Raw genomic sequence first — 14,568 nt, 5'->3', positions numbered from 1 at the left:
GGGGGTGAGGGCCGGGAAGGTGGACGTACCGGGCGGCGAAGGCCCCTGGACGGGCACAATGGCGGCATGGACCCAGTGAGCCGATATCTGTCGTCGCGGCCCGGCCTAGTGGTGAGTGTCCGATGCCCTCGCTGACCCGGGCCCCGAAACCGGCCCGGAAACCCGATGAGGACCGGCGTGCCGAGTTCGAGCGCCGGGTGCTGCGCGCGGTGGAGGAACTGCTGGCCGACGGCACCCCCTTCACCGAGATCGCGGTGCAGAAGATCGCCGCGGCCGCCCAGGTGGCCCGCTCGACGTTCTACCGGTATTTCCCGGACAAGAGCCGGTTGCTCATCCGGATGGCCGAACTCGCCACCGCCGATCTCTTCGCCGCCGCCGAACGCTGGTGGGGGGCCGAGCACACCGATCGGGAGGCCGGGGTGCGTCGCGCGATGAGCGCGATGATCGAGGGTTTCCGCCGGCATCGCTATCTACTGCTGGCGCTGAGCGAGGTCGCCGCCTACGACCGGGATGTCGGAGCCTACTGGCGGGGTCGCGTGGCCACCTTCGTGGATCTGGTGCGGATCCGGCTCGAGGCCGACCGCGCCGCGGGCCGGATCGCCGCGGATCTGGATCCCGCCGCCACTGCGCTGGTGCTGGCCGCGATGGTCGAGCGTTCCATCACCACGGCGTTCGCGGTGCACACCGGGATCGGCGACGACGAACTGGCGGCCGCGCTGGGCCGATCGATCTGGCTGGTCGTCTACGGCGACGCGCCCGCCGGGGCGGGCGGTTCCCCGACGGCCTGACCCGCGCCGGTCAGCGGCCGGCGGCCGGCGCGTCCGTCGCGACCGGAACGGCCAGGCGGCGCGCGGCCAGCACCACCGCGGCGCGCTGACCGGGAATTCGCCGGTCCGGGCCCTGTGCGGCGTGCACGGCGGTGGTGCGGGCCAGTTCCGTGAGCATGCGCAACAGTGTCGGTGCGGCGATATCGGCGGTGACGATCCCGTCCCGCTGGCCCCGGCGGATCTCGGCGAGTTTGGGGTCGACGGTGCGGCGCAGTACCCCCTCGATGTGTTCGTCGGCCGGTTCCAGATCGGCCCAGGCCTGGAGGCGGGCGTTCTCCGGATGTTCGAGGAAGTGATCGAAGAGGCGCCCGACATAGCCGGGCAGATCCTCGGCTCGCAGCCGGGTCTGCGCGGTGGTCTGGGCGGTCCACTGTTCGGTGACCGCGGCGTACAGTTCGGATTTCCCCGGGAAGTAGGCGTAGAGACGGTCCTTGCTGGCGTGCGCGGCGGCGGCGATGCGGTTGATCCGCGCGCCCGCCGTTCCGTATTCGGCGAACTCCGCCTTGGCCGCCGCGAGAATCCGCTCCCGGGTCGCCTGGCCTGCCGCACGCATACCGGAATCCTATCTTGCCGAACCGGATGGTTCGGAACTATGGTCGTTGCCGAACCAAATGGTTCGCCGAATCCGTCGATGGGATGAACATGAGCGCGGACACACCCCGGTGGCAACAGTTGCGGGAGCAGGCCGAGGGCGTCTCGGCCGGCGAATTGGACGACCTCTGGGCGCGGCTGCGACCCGCCCGCGCCGAGGAGATCCTCGGCGCCTGGCGCGGTGCTGCCTTCCAGACCGGGCACCCGCTGTGCCGCGCGCTGCCCAAGAGCCGCTGGTACGGCAAGACCTTTCACGCGCTCGACGACGCCAAACCGCTGATCTGCCGGGCGGAGGACGGCACGCTGTTCTCGAATGTCGAACTCGGCCAGGGCGAGGCCACGCTGTGGAACATCGAGTTCCGCGGCGAGGTGACCGCGACCATGGTCTACGACGGGCGTGCCGTATTCGACCATTTCAAATGGCTCGACGACACCACGCTCATGGGCATCATGAACGGACGGCCGGAACTGGTCCTCGCGGACGGGCAGTACTTCTACTTCCTGCTGGAACGGGTCTGAGGATGCGGACCACCGCGGTACTGTCCCGCGAGGCGTCGGCGCCGTTCTCGGTCGAGCCGATCGAACTCGACGCGCCGCGCGACGACGAGATCCTGGTCCGCGTCGTCGCCGCCGGTATCTGCCATACCGACCTGGTGAACCGGGCGCTGGGCAAGGCCGACCGCCCGATCCTGCTGGGGCACGAGGGCGCGGGGGTCGTGGAGACGGTCGGGGCCGCGGTGACCTCGGTCGCCCCCGGTGATCATGTCGTGCTGACCTTCCGGCGCTGCGGTGCGTGCCCCAACTGCGCGGCCGGGCGTCCGGCGTATTGCCGGAACTCCACGGCGCTCAACCATTTCGGCCGCCGGGCGGACAAGTCGGTGCGCATCACGGCCGGCGGCGCCCCGGTGCGCGACGGCTTCTTCGGGCAGTCCAGTTTCGCCGGCTACGCGCTGGCGACCGAGGACAATACGGTGGTGGTCGATCCCGCCGTGGATCCCGCCGTCGCGGCCGCCTTCGGCTGTGGGTTCCAGACGGGCGCGGGCGCGGTGCTGAACGTTCTGCGCCCGGCCGCGGGGTCCTGGCTGGCGGTCTACGGGGCCGGCGCGGTCGGTTCCGCCGCGCTGCTGGCCGCGCGGACGATCCCCGGGGTGCGCACGGTCGTGGTGGAAACCGCGGGGGCGCGCCGCGATCTGGCGCGAGAGCTGGGCGCCGACGCGGTCGTGGACCCGGGCGAGGGCGATACCGTCACCGCGATACGTGATCTCACCGGCGGGGGCCCGGCCCACGCGGTGGATACGACCGGGGTGGCGGCGGTGCTCGGCGCCGCGTTCGCCGCGCTGGATATCGGTGGGACGGTGGTCGCGGTGGGCCTGGGCGCCGGGGTTCCGCCGATCGATGTGCGGGAGATGGTCTTACAGGGCAAATCGGTCCGGGGCTGCCTGGAGGGCGACGCGGAGCCGAAGGCCTTCATTCCGCACCTGCTGGATCTGTACGGCCGCGGTCTGCTGCCGGTGGATCGGTTGGTGACCCGTTTCCCGCATACCGATATCGCCGCCGCCCTGGCGGCCCAGCGCGCCGGCACGGTGATCAAGCCGGTGCTCACCTGGTGAGCCGGGAGGGAGCCGCTGTGGACTGCCCGGTCCCCGCCCGGGTGGCCGGATCGAGCGGGATCCGTTCACATCGAGCTCATTCCGGTGCCATATCGCCGGGGTAGGCTGGCCCGTGTCCCGATGTGGTCCGGCGACGCGCGCGGGCCCGGTCCGCCGGAGAGGTGCCGATCGTCATGTCCGAGATCCCGATTCGCGAGTACATCGCGGAATTCCTGCGCACCCACACCGGGCTGGAACTGGACGAGATCCCGGCCGGCGCCACCCTCGGTGACCTCGAAGTGGATTCCCTGACCGTGCTGTCCCTGATCGTGCTGGCGGAGAAGAAATACGGTGCCGAGGTCTCCGAGCGGGAGGCCGCGGCGGCCCGGACCTTCGGTGAATTGATGGACCTGCTGGGCGTTCCCCCGGCACCGGTCCGTTCCACTTCGTGAGCGGGCCGGTGGGCAGCCGGTAGGGGATCGGGCCGGGCGCCTGATCGGTTTTCGCCGGTGCGGAACACCGTCGGGTACCACGACGCCGGCGCGGTGGGGATCCGAGGCCGGCGGCGCGCGGGGCGTGTGATGGAGCCGTCGGTGTGTTGTGACGGGGCGGTGACCGGATGATCCGTCGCTGCGGGAACCGGTCCGGACCGGACGCCGGATGCCGGGCGGATGCCGGAAATTCCGAACCGGCGCGTGTCGCGCTCGCGACACGCCGTCATTTTCGGCTCTGAACAGAACTTTTCGGTGAGTCTCACACCATTGTGCCCGCGATTGCGCTTCAATAACCGGTCGGGTTCGGCTTTACGGAAATGGCATCCGCCGCCACCGCGTATACCGGTATCCGAGAGGGGCACGACCACAATGAGCATGATCCTCACCGCACTGCACGACGGCCTTCCGGCACTGCACGAGTACCGGGTGCTCGCCCAGGTCGGCAATCCCAGCCCGGAAGCACCACCGCTGTCGGACAAGATCACCCAGATGACCAGCTATCTCACCTGGTTCGTCCTGCTGTCCGGAGTCACCTCGATCGTCTTCGGCGGCGGCAAGTTCGCCTGGGAGAAGTGGAACGGCGGCACCCTCACCGCACCGAAGCAGATCGCCGGCGCGATGGTCGGCGGTGCGGTGGCGACCAGTGCGGGCACGATCATGAACGCGATCATGGGTGGCTGAACCCCCGCCCACGGCCGGGACCGGTGCGACCGCCGTGTGATGGCGGCGCCGCCGGTCCCGGCGGGCCGGGATCGGGCCGGTGCTACATTCGCCGATATGCGTTCCGGTACCACGGGAGCGTGGTTGCGCTCACTGCTGCCGGCCATCCTGGTGATGGCCGTACTGGGCATGCATCATCTCGCCGGTGGGCCCGATCACACCGCGTCGGCCCCGCCGTCCGGTCACCACGCGCCGGAGCGGGTCGTCGCGAGTGTGGACCATTCCCACGCCGGGGTCGACGATTCGTGCTGTTCCGGGATATCGCTGCCGGAGTTGCCCGGCCACGACGCACCGGCGCATCCGCCCGGTGACACTGCTCCGGCCGATCACGGGGCCGGACACGATCTGCTGCATCTGTGCCTGGCGATCCTCATCGCGCTGGCCGCGCTGGCGACGGTGCCGGCTCTGCTCGGTCGATGGCGGCCCGGTGCGGTCGCCGGAGCGGGCGCAGGTATCCGCGGCGTCGCGACCTTCGCGCGTCCGCCGCCGCCCGCCACGGCTGTGCGCCTGGCCGCTCTGGGTGTCCTGCGGTTGTGACGGACGGCCGCCGGGCCCGGGTTCTCCGGGTCGCGGTGCCGCCTCGACATCCGCGGACGATCCGAATTCCAGGAGCACAGACATGATCAGAACAAAGCCGACCGCCGCCGTCCTCGCGCTACTCACCTCGGCCGCCGTACTGGCCGGTTGTGGCGATGACGCCGACGACCACAACGGTCACCGATCCACCCCGGCGAGTGTTGCGGCCGCACCGGGATCCGCGCCGGCGGATGCGGCCGAGGGGGAGCACAACCAGGCCGATATCCGTTTCGCCCAGGAGATGATTCCGCATCACCGCCAGGCGGTGGCGATGGCCGCCCTCGTGCCGGACCGCTCGGACAACCCCGCGCTGATCGATCTGGCCGCCGGTGTGCGGCAGGCACAGGACCCGGAGATCACCGCGATGACGGGCTGGCTGGAGGCGTGGGGTGCCGCGGTGCCCGAACCGGGCGGGCATGCGGGGATGGACCACGGTTCGATGCCGGGCATGATGACCGACGCGCAGATGGCGCAACTCGAATCCGCCACCGGCACCGAGTTCGACCGGATGTGGCTGGAGATGATGATCGCGCATCACGAGGGCGCGGTACAGATGGCGCGCACCGAACTGGCCGAGGGTGAATTCGGCGAGGCCCGGACGATGGCCCAGGAGATCATCGATACCCAGCAGGCCGAGATCCAGCAGATGCAGGCGATGCTGCAGGGCTGATGCTCGCGGAACCCGGATCGTGTACCGGCGCGATCCGGGTTCCGGACCCCTGGTGTATACCCGTCAGGGGTATATATTCGGGGTATGGCCACCGACCACGCACACGGCACCGGGTCCGGCGCGACCGCCGGGCATGCCCATCACGGAGGGGCACCGGACGCGGGCGACCACTCCGGCCCGCACGCCGGTCACGGCGACCACGCGGCGGTTTTCCGGCGCCTGTTCTGGGTGATGCTGGTTCTCGCGATCCCGGTGGTGGCCGCCGATATGATGTTCGCCGATCTGGTCGGCTACACGGTGCCCGATGCGCTGGCCTGGGTATCGCCGGTGCTCGGGACGGTGATGTACGGCTGGGGCGGGCGCCCGTTCCTCACCGGTGCGGTCACCGAGATCCGGGCCCGCCGGCCGGGCATGATGCTGCTCATCGCCTCGGCGATCACGGTGGCCTTCCTTTCCTCCTGGGGCGCCTCGCTCGGCATCCTCGCCCACGATCTCGATTTCTGGTGGGAACTGGCCCTGCTCATCGTCATCATGCTGCTCGGGCACTGGCTCGAGATGCGGTCGCTGGGTCAGGCCTCGAACGCGCTCGAATCGCTGGCGGCATTGCTGCCGGACGAGGCGGAACGGATAACCGGTGGCCGGCCGGTGACCGTCGCGGCGGGTGAGCTGGAGTCCGGCGATCTGGTGATCGTGCGCCCCGGTGGCCGGGTCCCCGCCGATGGGACCGTCGAATCCGGTACGGCCGATATGGACGAATCCATGATCACCGGGGAATCACGGCCGGTGCGCCGGTCGCCCGGCGACCGGGTGGTCGCGGGAACGGTCAGCACCGATTCGGCGCTGCGGGTCCGGATCACGGCGGTGGGCGCCGATACCGCGCTCGCCGGTATCCAGCGACTGGTGCGGGAGGCGCAGGACTCCACCTCCCGGGCCCAGGTGCTCGCCGACCGCGCCGCGGGTCTGCTGTTCTGGTTCGCCGCCGGCGCGGCGGTGCTGACCGCGGTGGTGTGGCTGCTGCTCGGGCAGCCGGATTCCGCGGTGACGCGCACCATCACTGTGCTCGTGATCGCCTGCCCGCACGCCCTCGGGCTGGCCATCCCGCTGGTCGTCGCGCTGGCGACCGAACGGGCGGCGCGGGCCGGGGTGCTCGTCACCGACCGGCGGGCGCTGGAAGCGATGCGCACGGTCGACGCGGTCCTGTTCGACAAGACCGGCACCCTCACGAAGGGCGAACCCGCGGTGGTGGCAGTGGCCGGAACCGCCGGCCTCGGGCCGGACGAGGTGGTGGCGCTGGCCGCCGCCGTCGAAGGCGACAGTGAACATCCGCTCGGCCGGGCCGTCGTCGAGGCGGCGGCCCGGCGTGGGCTCGCGGTCCCCGCCGCTCACGATTTCACCGCCCGCAACGGGATCGGCGTCACCGCGACGGTGGATTCGGCGACGGTCGGCGTGGGCGGGCCCGGCATGCTGGCGGAGTACGGGGCCGGCCCGCTGCCCGAGAGCGCGCGCTGGGCGGCCGAGGGATCGACCGTGCTGCATATCGTGCGCGACGGCGTGGTCGTGGGGGCGCTCGCCGCCGCCGACGAGATCAGGCCGGAATCGGCCGAGGCGGTCGCGGCCCTGCACGCGCGCGGTGTGCATGTCGCGATGATCACCGGTGACGCCGAACCCGTGGCCCGGTCGGTCGCCGCCCGGCTCGGAATCGACGAGGTGTTCGCCGGGGTACTTCCCGAGGACAAGGGTGAGAAGGTCGCGCGGTTGCAGGCCGCCGGGCGCACCGTGGCGATGGTCGGCGACGGCGTGAACGACGCGCCCGCGCTGGCCCGTGCCGATGTGGGTATCGCCATCGGCGCCGGCACCGATGTGGCGATCGCGTCGGCGGGAGTGGTCCTGGCAGGCGACGATCCCCGGGCGGTCCTGTCGGTCATGGCGTTGTCGCGGGCCACCTACCGCAAGATGATCCAGAACCTGGTTTGGGCGGCGGGATACAACATCGTCGCGGTCCCGCTGGCCGCCGGTGTGCTGGCGCCGTGGAATATCACGCTGCCGATGGAGGTCGGCGCGCTCCTGATGTCGGGTTCCACGGTGGTGGTGGCGCTCAACGCTCAGTTGCTGCGCGGAGTGGACCTGCGTCCGGAAGCGGTCCTCGGGCGCCGGGAACCGCCGGTCGCGACGACCGCCGGATGAGTCCGGGCGCGGTTACCGTCCGGTCAGGGCGGCGATGGGCGCGATCAGATCCTCGGCGTGCAGGGGGGAATCGCTCGACAGGGCGTGCAGCAGGGCGCCGTCGAGGAATATCGCCACCGCCCGCGCGGCCGCGGGACCGGCATACGGCGTGAGAATCTGCACCAGACCGTCGAACCAGACGCGCGCCAGCGGCCGGAGCTCCGGATGCCGGGTGGCGGCGAGGTAGAGCTCGTTGACGGTGAGGGTCTGTTCCGGTTCGGCGAGACAGGCGGCGGTGAGGCCGGCCAGGTCGGCGGGCAGATCGTGGCCGCGTTCCAGTTCCGCGGCCCATCCGGCGAGGGCGGCGCGAGTGGCCGCCGCACTGTCGGCGAGGGCGGCTTCGACGAGTTCGGTGAGATCGGCGAAGTAGTAGGTCGTGGACCCGACCGGTACACCCGCGGCGGCCGCGACCGCGCGGTGCGTCAGCCCGGCCAGGCCCTCCCGGGGGATGAGCTCGCGGGCGGCGTCCAGAATGCGCTGGCGGCGGTGCGGGTCCCGCGGTGTCAATGCGCGCCCGCCAGGTTGAGGGTGACCACACCGGCGACCACGAGCGCCACACCGAGGATCTTGGCGGGGCCGAGTGATTCGCCCAGGAACAGCGCGCCGATCAGCACGATGATCGTGGTCCCCAGGCCGGACCACAGCGCGTAGGCGAAGCCGACGTTCATACCGCGCGCGATCGCCTGGGCGAGGGCGATGAACGCCACCGCATACGCCGAGAGCGAGGCCACCGTGGGCCAGAGCCTGGTGAAGCCCTCGGTCGCCTTCAGCAGGCTCGTGCCGATGATCTCGGCGATGATCGCGACACCGAGTAGTACCAGGGACATGCCGTTCCTCCATATGTGTACGTTTGTCCATGGACAAACGTACACAGCTCGGAACGGTCGGTGCGGGGCGGTCCGGCGGCTCACCCGGCGAGGGACATAGGGTGGGCCCACATCTCAGGACAGGAGGGCCGGGTGGCCGTGACGGATGTGGCCGAGGTGCTGGCCGAACTGGCCGCGCTGGAAGACTCGAGGATACGGGCGGTGAACGAGAAACACGGTGACGACCACGGTGTGAATCTCGGTGCCCTCCGAACCCTGGCAAAACGACTGAGGACGCAGCAGGATCTGGCCCGCGCGCTCTGGGAAACCGGCGATACCGCGGCCCGGTTGCTGGCGTTGCTGATCTGCCGTCCCAAGGCATACGAGCGGGACGAGCTGGACGCCATGGTGCGCGCCGCGCGCACCCCCAAGGTGCACGACTGGCTGGTCAATTATGTGGTGAAGAAGAATCCGCACGCGGAGGAGCTGCGCCGATCCTGGTTCGCCGACCCGGATCCGGTGGTGGCGAGCGCCGGATGGGCGCTCACCACCGAGCGGGTGGCGAAGGACCCCGGGGAGCTCGACCTCGCGGGCCTGCTGGACACCATCGAAGCGGAGATGGCGGACGCTCCGCAACGGTTGCAGTGGGCGATGAACCATACGCTCGCCCAGATCGGCATCGAACACGCCGGCCACCGCGACCGCGCCATCGGAATCGGCGAGCGCCTGAAAGTACTCGAGGACTATCCGACCGCCAAGGGCTGCGTATCCCCGTTCGCACCCGTCTGGATCAGCGAGATGGTGCGGCGCCGCGAGGGCGCATAGGCCAACCCCGCCCGCCGCTGGCGCGGCCCCGGCGGCACAACCCTCGAATCCCGCCGGGGCCGTGAACCGCTATCCCTGCGTGCCGCGCCGGCGACCGAGTAGCACCAGGATCACCAGCACCGCCGCGCCGAGCGCGAGCACCAGCCGGCGGTTGGCCGACAGGCCCGCCGCGGCCATCAGATCGATGGGTTCGGCGGCCGGGCGTGGCGTGATGTGGGTGACGGTCGAGGGGGCCGGTCCGGTGGTCTCGGCGGTCTCCGCCGGCGCGGTGTCCGGAGCCGCGGCCGACGAGGTGATCTCGGCCGCGAGATTATCGGCGAAGGTGCCGATCAGGCTTCCGGCCACATCCGCGAGGGCGCCGCGGCCGAACTGGGCCGGTTTACCGGTGATGGCCAGATCGGTATCGACGAAGACATCGGTGATACCGCCGGACTCCACGAGCCGGCAGGTGATCACGGCCTTCGCGGTGCCGTTGCCGCGAGTCTCCCGGCCGCCGCCCTCCAGCACGGCCACACCGGCTTCCTCGTCCTGCGAGAGGACTTTGATGATGCCGTTGTAGGTCAGCCCCACCGGGCCCAGTTTGACCTTGATCTTGCCGTGGAAATCGTCGCCGTCCCGGGAGGTGAGCACGGCGCCGGGGACGCACGGCGCGATGCGCTCCAGGTCCAGCAGGACGGGCCATGCTTCCTTGGCGGGCACCGGAATCTGGAAGGTGTTCTCTAGTTTCATTCGCGGTCCTAGGCTCGGGTGCCGGTCAGGTCCGCTGGTTCGCGGAGGTCTCGGCGGTGATGGTGGTCGCGGCGTCGCGTACGGCGCGGATGATGCCCTGGTATCCGGTGCATCGGCAGATGTTGCCGGACAGCCCTTCCCGGATCTCGTCGTCACTGGGGTCGGGGTTGTCCGCGAGGAAAGCGGTCGCCGACACCACGAATCCCGGGGTGCAGAAACCACATTGCAGACCGTGGTGGTCGCGGAACGCCTGCTGCACCGGGGAGAGGGTGCCGTCGGTATCGGCCAGGCCTTCGACGGTCCTGACCTCCGCGCCGTCGGATTGCACGGCGAAGATCAGGCAGGCCCGGACGGCGGCCCCGTCCAGCAGGACCGAGCAGGCACCGCATACGCCGTGCTCGCAGCCGAGATGGGTGCCGGTGAGGCCGCAGGTCTCGCGGAGGTAGTCCGCGAGGGTCAGCCGCGGGGGTATCCGGTCGCGGCGTTTCACCCCGTTCACGACCACCGAGATCTCGATATCAGTCATTGCTCGCCTCCTCAACCGCGCGCGTCCAGGCCCGCGCCACCATGACCGCCCCGACCCGGCGCCGGTAGGCGGCGGAGCCGTGGATATCGGCGGGGATCGAGTCCAGCGCCGCGGTCGCGGACCTGCCCACCTCGGTCGCGTCGATCTCCGCCACCGGCCGCCCGATCAGTTCCGATTCAATGGCCGTCGCCCGCAGCGGAGTGGGGGCCAGGCCGAACAGGCCCACCGCGACCCGCTCGATCCGCGAATCGGCGTCCAGCCGTACCGCGATCGAGGTACCGGCCATCGCGAAATCACCGGCGCGGCGGGCGAATTCCTCGATGGCGAAACCGCTGCGCCCCGGCCAGACCGGGAAGGTGATCCCCGTCAGCAACTCGTCGGGCTCCATCGCGGTGCTCCACATCCCGGTGAAGTAATCCGCCGCCGCGATGTTCCGCTCGCCGCGGGGCGAGAGCGTATGCATCTGGGCGTCGAGCGTCAGGGCGACTACCGGGTATTCACCGGCGGCGTCGGCGTGCGCGATCGCGCCGCCGATGGTGCCGCGGTTGCGGATCTGGAAATGACCGATCAGCGGGGTGGCCCGGTGCAGCAGCGGAACATTCCGGCGGATCTCCGGGGACCGGCCGACCGCGGCGTGCGTAGTGCCCGCGCCGACTCGGACCGAATCGCCGCGGTTCTCGATACCGCGCAGATCGTCGAGCCGGCGCAGATCGACGAGGTGGTCGAAGACCGCGAGCCGCAGCGCCAGCATGGGTACCAGGCTCTGGCCACCGGCCAGGATCTTCGCCTCCTCACCCAGTTCGGCGAGTAGCGCCACGGCCTCGGCCGCGGTGCCGGGGGCGTGATAGTCGAAGGCGGCGGGTTTCATGCGGTCACCTCCGGGTTGCCGCTCGCACGGGCCGCCTCGATCATGTCCACGATGCGGGCGGGGGACAGGGGGAGCCGGTCGATCCGGACGCCGAACGGCGCGAGCGCATCGGCGACGGCGTTCAGGACGGCGGGGGTCGCGCCGATCGCGCCGCCCTCGCCGACGCCCTTGAAACCGCCCGGTCCGGTGCTCGGCGTCTCGATATGCCCGAGTTCGATCTCGGGGACCTCGGTCGTGGTCGGCATCAGATAGTCGAGGAAGGTGGTCGTCACCGGGTTACCGTCCTCGTCGTAGGCGAGGTGCTCGTAGAGCGCGCCGCCGATACCCTGCACGGTGCCGCCGTAGATCTGGCCCTCCACCACGTTCGGATTGATCATCGGCCCGACGTCCTCGCTGACAACGAACCGGAGCAATTGCACGTGGCCGGTTTCGATATCCACCTCGCAGGTGCACACATGGGTGGCGTTCGCCCAGATCATCATCTGGTCGGCGCGGTGGCGGCCGGAGGCCTCCAGCCCCGGCGGGATCCCCGGCGGGAGCAATTCGGTCTGGTAATAGGCGATCTGGGCGATCTCGGCGAGCGAGAGGGCGGCGTCGGTACCGGTGACCCCGGCCCGGCCGTGCGCGAAATCGATATCCTCCACGGCGACGCCGAGCTGTTTCGCCGCGATCGCCACGATCCGTTCGCGCAGGATCGCCGCGGTCTGCCGGATGGCACCCGCGGCCATCGAACCCGACCGGCTGCCGTTGGTGCCGCCACCCTGGGGCGCCACCGCGGTATCGCCCTGCAGGGTCTGCACATCCTCGATATCGACGCCGAGTGCGTCGGCGGTGAGCTGGATCGCGGTGGTCTCCAGGCTGTTTCCCGCCGACCCGCCGGACAGGTACACGCTCACCTTGCCGGTCGCGGCGATCCGGATGGTCGCGCCCTCGGTGCTGAGGAACGGGGTGCTACCCGTGGTCGGCTCCACATAGGTGCAGGTGCCGACACCGAGATAGCGTCCCTCGGCCCGCGCCCGCTGCTGCTCGGCGCGGAAGGCGTCGTAGTCGAGGATCTGCAGCGCCTGTTCGAAGGTCTCCCGGGGCGAGCAGTCCGAATACGGCATACCGTTCGGGTTCGCGACGGGCATATCACCGTGGCCGAGCATATTCCGCCGCCGCAGCTCGACCGGGTCCAGGCCGAGCTGCCGGGCCGCGGTGTCCAGCAGCAGTTCCCGCGAGACCGATTCGAACTGCCACGGCCCGCGATAGGCGACCCGGCCCACGGTGTTCGAATAGAAGGAGGCGGTGCTGAATCCCGCCTCGGGAATCCGGTAGGGCCCGGGGAACAGCATCCCGACCGCGATGGACGAGGTCAGCGGGGACGGGATCGGGTAGGCGCCGACATTCTGGACGTGCTCGATGGTGGCCGCCAGAATATGCCCGTCGTCGTCGAAGGCCATGGCGACCTCGCCGTGTTCGTGCCGGGCCATACCGGCCGACATCAGGCTCTCCTGGCGGTCCTCGATCCATTTGACTGCGTGCCGCAGCGTCCGCGCGGCGAGCATCACACAGGCCTCTTCGCGCTGCGGCGCCACTTTCTGCCCGAAACCGCCGCCGGTATCGCGGACGATGACCCGGACCCGGTGTTCGTCGACCCCGAGCAGGCGCGAGCAGAATCCGCGCACCTCGTGTGGTGACTGGGTGGAGGTCCAGATGGTCATCTCGCGGGTGGGGGCGGTCCATTCCGCCACCACGCCGCGGGTTTCCAGCGGGACCGGCGCGTAGGCCTGCTGGTGGATGGTCTGCCGTACGACGTGCGGCGCCGCCTCCAGGACCGGGGCCAGATCGGCCGGTGCGCGCCCGGCCATACCGCCGGCGGAGTTGCCGGGGTGCTGGGCGTGGACGAGTTCGGACGCGGTAGCGGCGGTCTCGTAGTCGACGACGGGATCGAGCGGGTCGTAGTCGACGAGTACGAGTTCGGCGGCGTCCTCGGCGATATAGCGATCGACGGCCACCACCATGGCCACCGGATCGCCCACGAACCGCACCTCGCCCTCGGCCAGCGGTGGCCGGGACACCTCCGGGAAGCCGGGCATATCCAGGGCGTAGGAGATCTCGGTGACCAGCGGATTGAGTTCCGCGGCGGTGTACACGGCGACCACGCCGTCGAGGGCGGCGGCCTCGCTGTAGTCGATCCCGGTGATCCGGGCCCGGGCCAGCGGGCTGCGGACGAAACAGGCGTGGACCATCCCGGGGCGGGTGACGTCGTCCACGAAGGTGCCCGCGCCGGTCACCAGGCGCAGATCTTCGACGCGTGGTATCCGCGCGCCGACAACGGTGGTCTTCTCGGTGGTGCTCATGATCGGCTCCGTCGCGTCGGTGCGTGGTGTGTGGCGCTGCGAGACAGCCTGATTCGACCCATCCGGCCGTTCCTCCGTTCGCGGGATCTCCCGGGCACCGGGTATGGGCGCCCTGGTCCGCCCACCGATGCTGAGCACTTGTTTAGCACCGACGTCCGGGCGGTGTCAATACAGGATATGTCGACTTCAAGAATTAGAATGTCGATTTGCGGAAGTGATATTCTCGCATGTGGTACGAGGTTTCGGCGGTCGCCCGCAGCGAGGAGGTGGAGCATGCGTGACCTTGCCCCGCACCTGGCCCGATGGCGTGCCGAGAGGATCGGCTGCGCGGTGGCCACCGTGGTGGGCATCCGGGGCAGCGCGCCGTTGCCGCTCGGCGCGAGTATGGCCGTGGACGCCTCGGGAACGGTCCGCGGCAGTCTCTCGGGCGGCTGTGTCGAGGCGGCGGTCTACGACCTGTGCACGGCGGTGCTCGACTCCGGCGAACCGGTCCGGCAGACCTTCGGCTACAGCGATTCCGACGCGTTCGCGGTAGGCCTCACCTGCGGTGGCGAACTGGACGTTTTCGTCCAGCGGATCGACGAGGCGCAGCACCGGGTGCTCGCGGCCGCCCTCGGGACATCCGAACCCGCCGCGCTGGTACGGGATCTGCGGTCCGGGGCGATGCTGGCACTGGCTCCCGAGGGGGTTACGGCCTCCGGGGGAGATTGGCCGGAGGCGGTGGTCGGGCGGGCCCGGTCGCAGCTCGCCGCCGGTGCCGACGCGCTGTGCGTGGTCGGTTG

At 70.4% G+C, this 14,568-nt stretch carries 17 protein-coding genes; 10 read left to right on the top strand and 7 right to left on the bottom strand.

Annotation, left to right across the window (positions count from 1 at the left end; all coding sequences use genetic code 11):
- The first annotated feature begins 122 nt into the window (after positions 1 to 122).
- Positions 123 to 788: a TetR/AcrR family transcriptional regulator gene (locus ACWDU1_RS06045; RefSeq protein ID WP_449996178.1), complete on the top strand. Its 666-nt coding sequence runs from the start codon at positions 123 to 125 to the stop codon at positions 786 to 788.
- 10 nt (positions 789 to 798) lie between these two features.
- On the opposite strand, the gene ACWDU1_RS06040 is transcribed toward ACWDU1_RS06045, so the two are convergent.
- Entirely contained in the window at positions 799 to 1,380 is a 582-nt protein-coding gene (locus ACWDU1_RS06040; RefSeq protein WP_449996177.1) for a TetR family transcriptional regulator, read from the bottom strand.
- Positions 1,381 to 1,463: 83 nt separating this feature from the next.
- Between ACWDU1_RS06040 and ACWDU1_RS06035 the strand changes: the two genes are divergently transcribed.
- The 7 genes from ACWDU1_RS06035 to ACWDU1_RS06005 all read left to right on the top strand — a co-directional run bounded on the left by ACWDU1_RS06035 (position 1,464) and on the right by ACWDU1_RS06005 (position 7,651).
- Positions 1,464 to 1,937, top strand: a complete 474-nt coding sequence (locus tag ACWDU1_RS06035; protein ID WP_449996176.1) for a DUF4334 domain-containing protein — start codon at positions 1,464 to 1,466, stop codon at positions 1,935 to 1,937.
- A 2-nt stretch (positions 1,938 to 1,939) separates the two neighbouring features.
- Entirely contained in the window at positions 1,940 to 3,028 is a 1,089-nt protein-coding gene (locus ACWDU1_RS06030; RefSeq protein WP_449996175.1) for an NAD(P)-dependent alcohol dehydrogenase, read from the top strand.
- Positions 3,029 to 3,201: 173 nt separating this feature from the next.
- The gene (locus tag ACWDU1_RS06025) at positions 3,202 to 3,459 is read left to right on the top strand and encodes an acyl carrier protein (protein WP_449996174.1); all 258 of its coding nucleotides are present in this window, start codon (positions 3,202 to 3,204) and stop codon (positions 3,457 to 3,459) included.
- 411 nt (positions 3,460 to 3,870) lie between these two features.
- Positions 3,871 to 4,182, top strand: a complete 312-nt coding sequence (locus ACWDU1_RS06020) for a hypothetical protein (RefSeq protein WP_449996173.1) — start codon at positions 3,871 to 3,873, stop codon at positions 4,180 to 4,182.
- A 96-nt stretch (positions 4,183 to 4,278) separates the two neighbouring features.
- Complete coding sequence (locus ACWDU1_RS06015; RefSeq protein WP_449996172.1) at positions 4,279 to 4,758, top strand: hypothetical protein; 480 nt, start codon at positions 4,279 to 4,281, stop codon at positions 4,756 to 4,758.
- A gap of 82 nt (positions 4,759 to 4,840) precedes the next feature.
- Positions 4,841 to 5,467, top strand: coding sequence for a DUF305 domain-containing protein (locus tag ACWDU1_RS06010; RefSeq protein ID WP_449996171.1), 627 nt, complete (start codon positions 4,841 to 4,843; stop codon positions 5,465 to 5,467).
- 84 nt (positions 5,468 to 5,551) lie between these two features.
- Positions 5,552 to 7,651, top strand: coding sequence for a heavy metal translocating P-type ATPase (locus ACWDU1_RS06005; protein ID WP_449996170.1), 2,100 nt, complete (start codon positions 5,552 to 5,554; stop codon positions 7,649 to 7,651).
- A gap of 12 nt (positions 7,652 to 7,663) precedes the next feature.
- Here the strand turns inward: ACWDU1_RS06005 and ACWDU1_RS06000 are convergent, their stop codons facing one another.
- Complete coding sequence (locus ACWDU1_RS06000) at positions 7,664 to 8,197, bottom strand: TetR/AcrR family transcriptional regulator (RefSeq protein ID WP_449996169.1); 534 nt, start codon at positions 8,195 to 8,197, stop codon at positions 7,664 to 7,666.
- On the bottom strand, positions 8,194 to 8,517 hold the full coding sequence (locus ACWDU1_RS05995) for a DMT family transporter (RefSeq protein WP_449996168.1): 324 nt from the start codon (positions 8,515 to 8,517) through the stop codon (positions 8,194 to 8,196). Before ACWDU1_RS05995 ends, ACWDU1_RS06000 begins: the two co-directional genes overlap by 4 nt.
- A gap of 132 nt (positions 8,518 to 8,649) precedes the next feature.
- Here ACWDU1_RS05995 and ACWDU1_RS05990 point away from each other — a divergent pair, with 132 nt between their 5' ends.
- Positions 8,650 to 9,321, top strand: coding sequence for a DNA alkylation repair protein (locus tag ACWDU1_RS05990; RefSeq protein WP_449996167.1), 672 nt, complete (start codon positions 8,650 to 8,652; stop codon positions 9,319 to 9,321).
- Positions 9,322 to 9,390: 69 nt separating this feature from the next.
- Here ACWDU1_RS05990 and ACWDU1_RS05985 read toward each other — a convergent pair whose 3' ends face one another.
- The 4 genes from ACWDU1_RS05985 to ACWDU1_RS05970 are packed head-to-tail and all read right to left on the bottom strand — an operon-like array spanning position 9,391 to position 13,786.
- Positions 9,391 to 10,050 (bottom strand): SRPBCC family protein, encoded by a 660-nt coding sequence (locus tag ACWDU1_RS05985; protein ID WP_449996166.1) that lies wholly within the window; start codon positions 10,048 to 10,050, stop codon positions 9,391 to 9,393.
- A 25-nt stretch (positions 10,051 to 10,075) separates the two neighbouring features.
- Positions 10,076 to 10,576: a (2Fe-2S)-binding protein gene (locus tag ACWDU1_RS05980; RefSeq protein WP_449996165.1), complete on the bottom strand. Its 501-nt coding sequence runs from the start codon at positions 10,574 to 10,576 to the stop codon at positions 10,076 to 10,078.
- On the bottom strand, positions 10,569 to 11,444 hold the full coding sequence (locus ACWDU1_RS05975) for an FAD binding domain-containing protein (protein WP_449996164.1): 876 nt from the start codon (positions 11,442 to 11,444) through the stop codon (positions 10,569 to 10,571). The genes ACWDU1_RS05980 and ACWDU1_RS05975 overlap by 8 nt, the downstream gene beginning before the upstream one ends.
- Entirely contained in the window at positions 11,441 to 13,786 is a 2,346-nt protein-coding gene (locus ACWDU1_RS05970; protein ID WP_449996163.1) for a xanthine dehydrogenase family protein molybdopterin-binding subunit, read from the bottom strand. The genes ACWDU1_RS05975 and ACWDU1_RS05970 overlap by 4 nt, the downstream gene beginning before the upstream one ends.
- 273 nt (positions 13,787 to 14,059) lie before the next feature.
- Between ACWDU1_RS05970 and ACWDU1_RS05965 the strand changes: the two genes are divergently transcribed.
- Positions 14,060 to 14,568 (top strand): XdhC family protein (locus ACWDU1_RS05965; RefSeq protein ID WP_449996162.1); only part of this gene is annotated, 509 nt, incomplete at its 3' end.

The organism is Nocardia sp. NPDC003345 (assembly GCF_053589395.1).
Note: the sequence above shows the minus strand (reverse complement) of the source record. Positions and strands in the feature narration are given on the sequence as shown.

Coding starts and splice junctions, on each gene's coding strand:
- ACWDU1_RS05995 (WP_449996168.1), bottom strand. CDS start 8,517: ATGTCCCTGGTACTACTCGGTGTCGCGATCATCGCCGAGATCATCGGC.
- ACWDU1_RS06005 (WP_449996170.1), top strand. CDS start 5,552: ATGGCCACCGACCACGCACACGGCACCGGGTCCGGCGCGACCGCCGGG.
- ACWDU1_RS06015 (WP_449996172.1), top strand. CDS start 4,279: ATGCGTTCCGGTACCACGGGAGCGTGGTTGCGCTCACTGCTGCCGGCC.
- ACWDU1_RS06010 (WP_449996171.1), top strand. CDS start 4,841: ATGATCAGAACAAAGCCGACCGCCGCCGTCCTCGCGCTACTCACCTCG.
- ACWDU1_RS05970 (WP_449996163.1), bottom strand. CDS start 13,786: ATGAGCACCACCGAGAAGACCACCGTTGTCGGCGCGCGGATACCACGC.
- ACWDU1_RS05975 (WP_449996164.1), bottom strand. CDS start 11,444: ATGAAACCCGCCGCCTTCGACTATCACGCCCCCGGCACCGCGGCCGAG.
- ACWDU1_RS05985 (WP_449996166.1), bottom strand. CDS start 10,050: ATGAAACTAGAGAACACCTTCCAGATTCCGGTGCCCGCCAAGGAAGCA.
- ACWDU1_RS06020 (WP_449996173.1), top strand. CDS start 3,871: ATGAGCATGATCCTCACCGCACTGCACGACGGCCTTCCGGCACTGCAC.
- ACWDU1_RS06040 (WP_449996177.1), bottom strand. CDS start 1,380: ATGCGTGCGGCAGGCCAGGCGACCCGGGAGCGGATTCTCGCGGCGGCC.
- ACWDU1_RS05980 (WP_449996165.1), bottom strand. CDS start 10,576: ATGACTGATATCGAGATCTCGGTGGTCGTGAACGGGGTGAAACGCCGC.
- ACWDU1_RS06035 (WP_449996176.1), top strand. CDS start 1,464: ATGAACATGAGCGCGGACACACCCCGGTGGCAACAGTTGCGGGAGCAG.
- ACWDU1_RS06045 (WP_449996178.1), top strand. CDS start 123: ATGCCCTCGCTGACCCGGGCCCCGAAACCGGCCCGGAAACCCGATGAG.
- ACWDU1_RS06030 (WP_449996175.1), top strand. CDS start 1,940: ATGCGGACCACCGCGGTACTGTCCCGCGAGGCGTCGGCGCCGTTCTCG.
- ACWDU1_RS06025 (WP_449996174.1), top strand. CDS start 3,202: ATGTCCGAGATCCCGATTCGCGAGTACATCGCGGAATTCCTGCGCACC.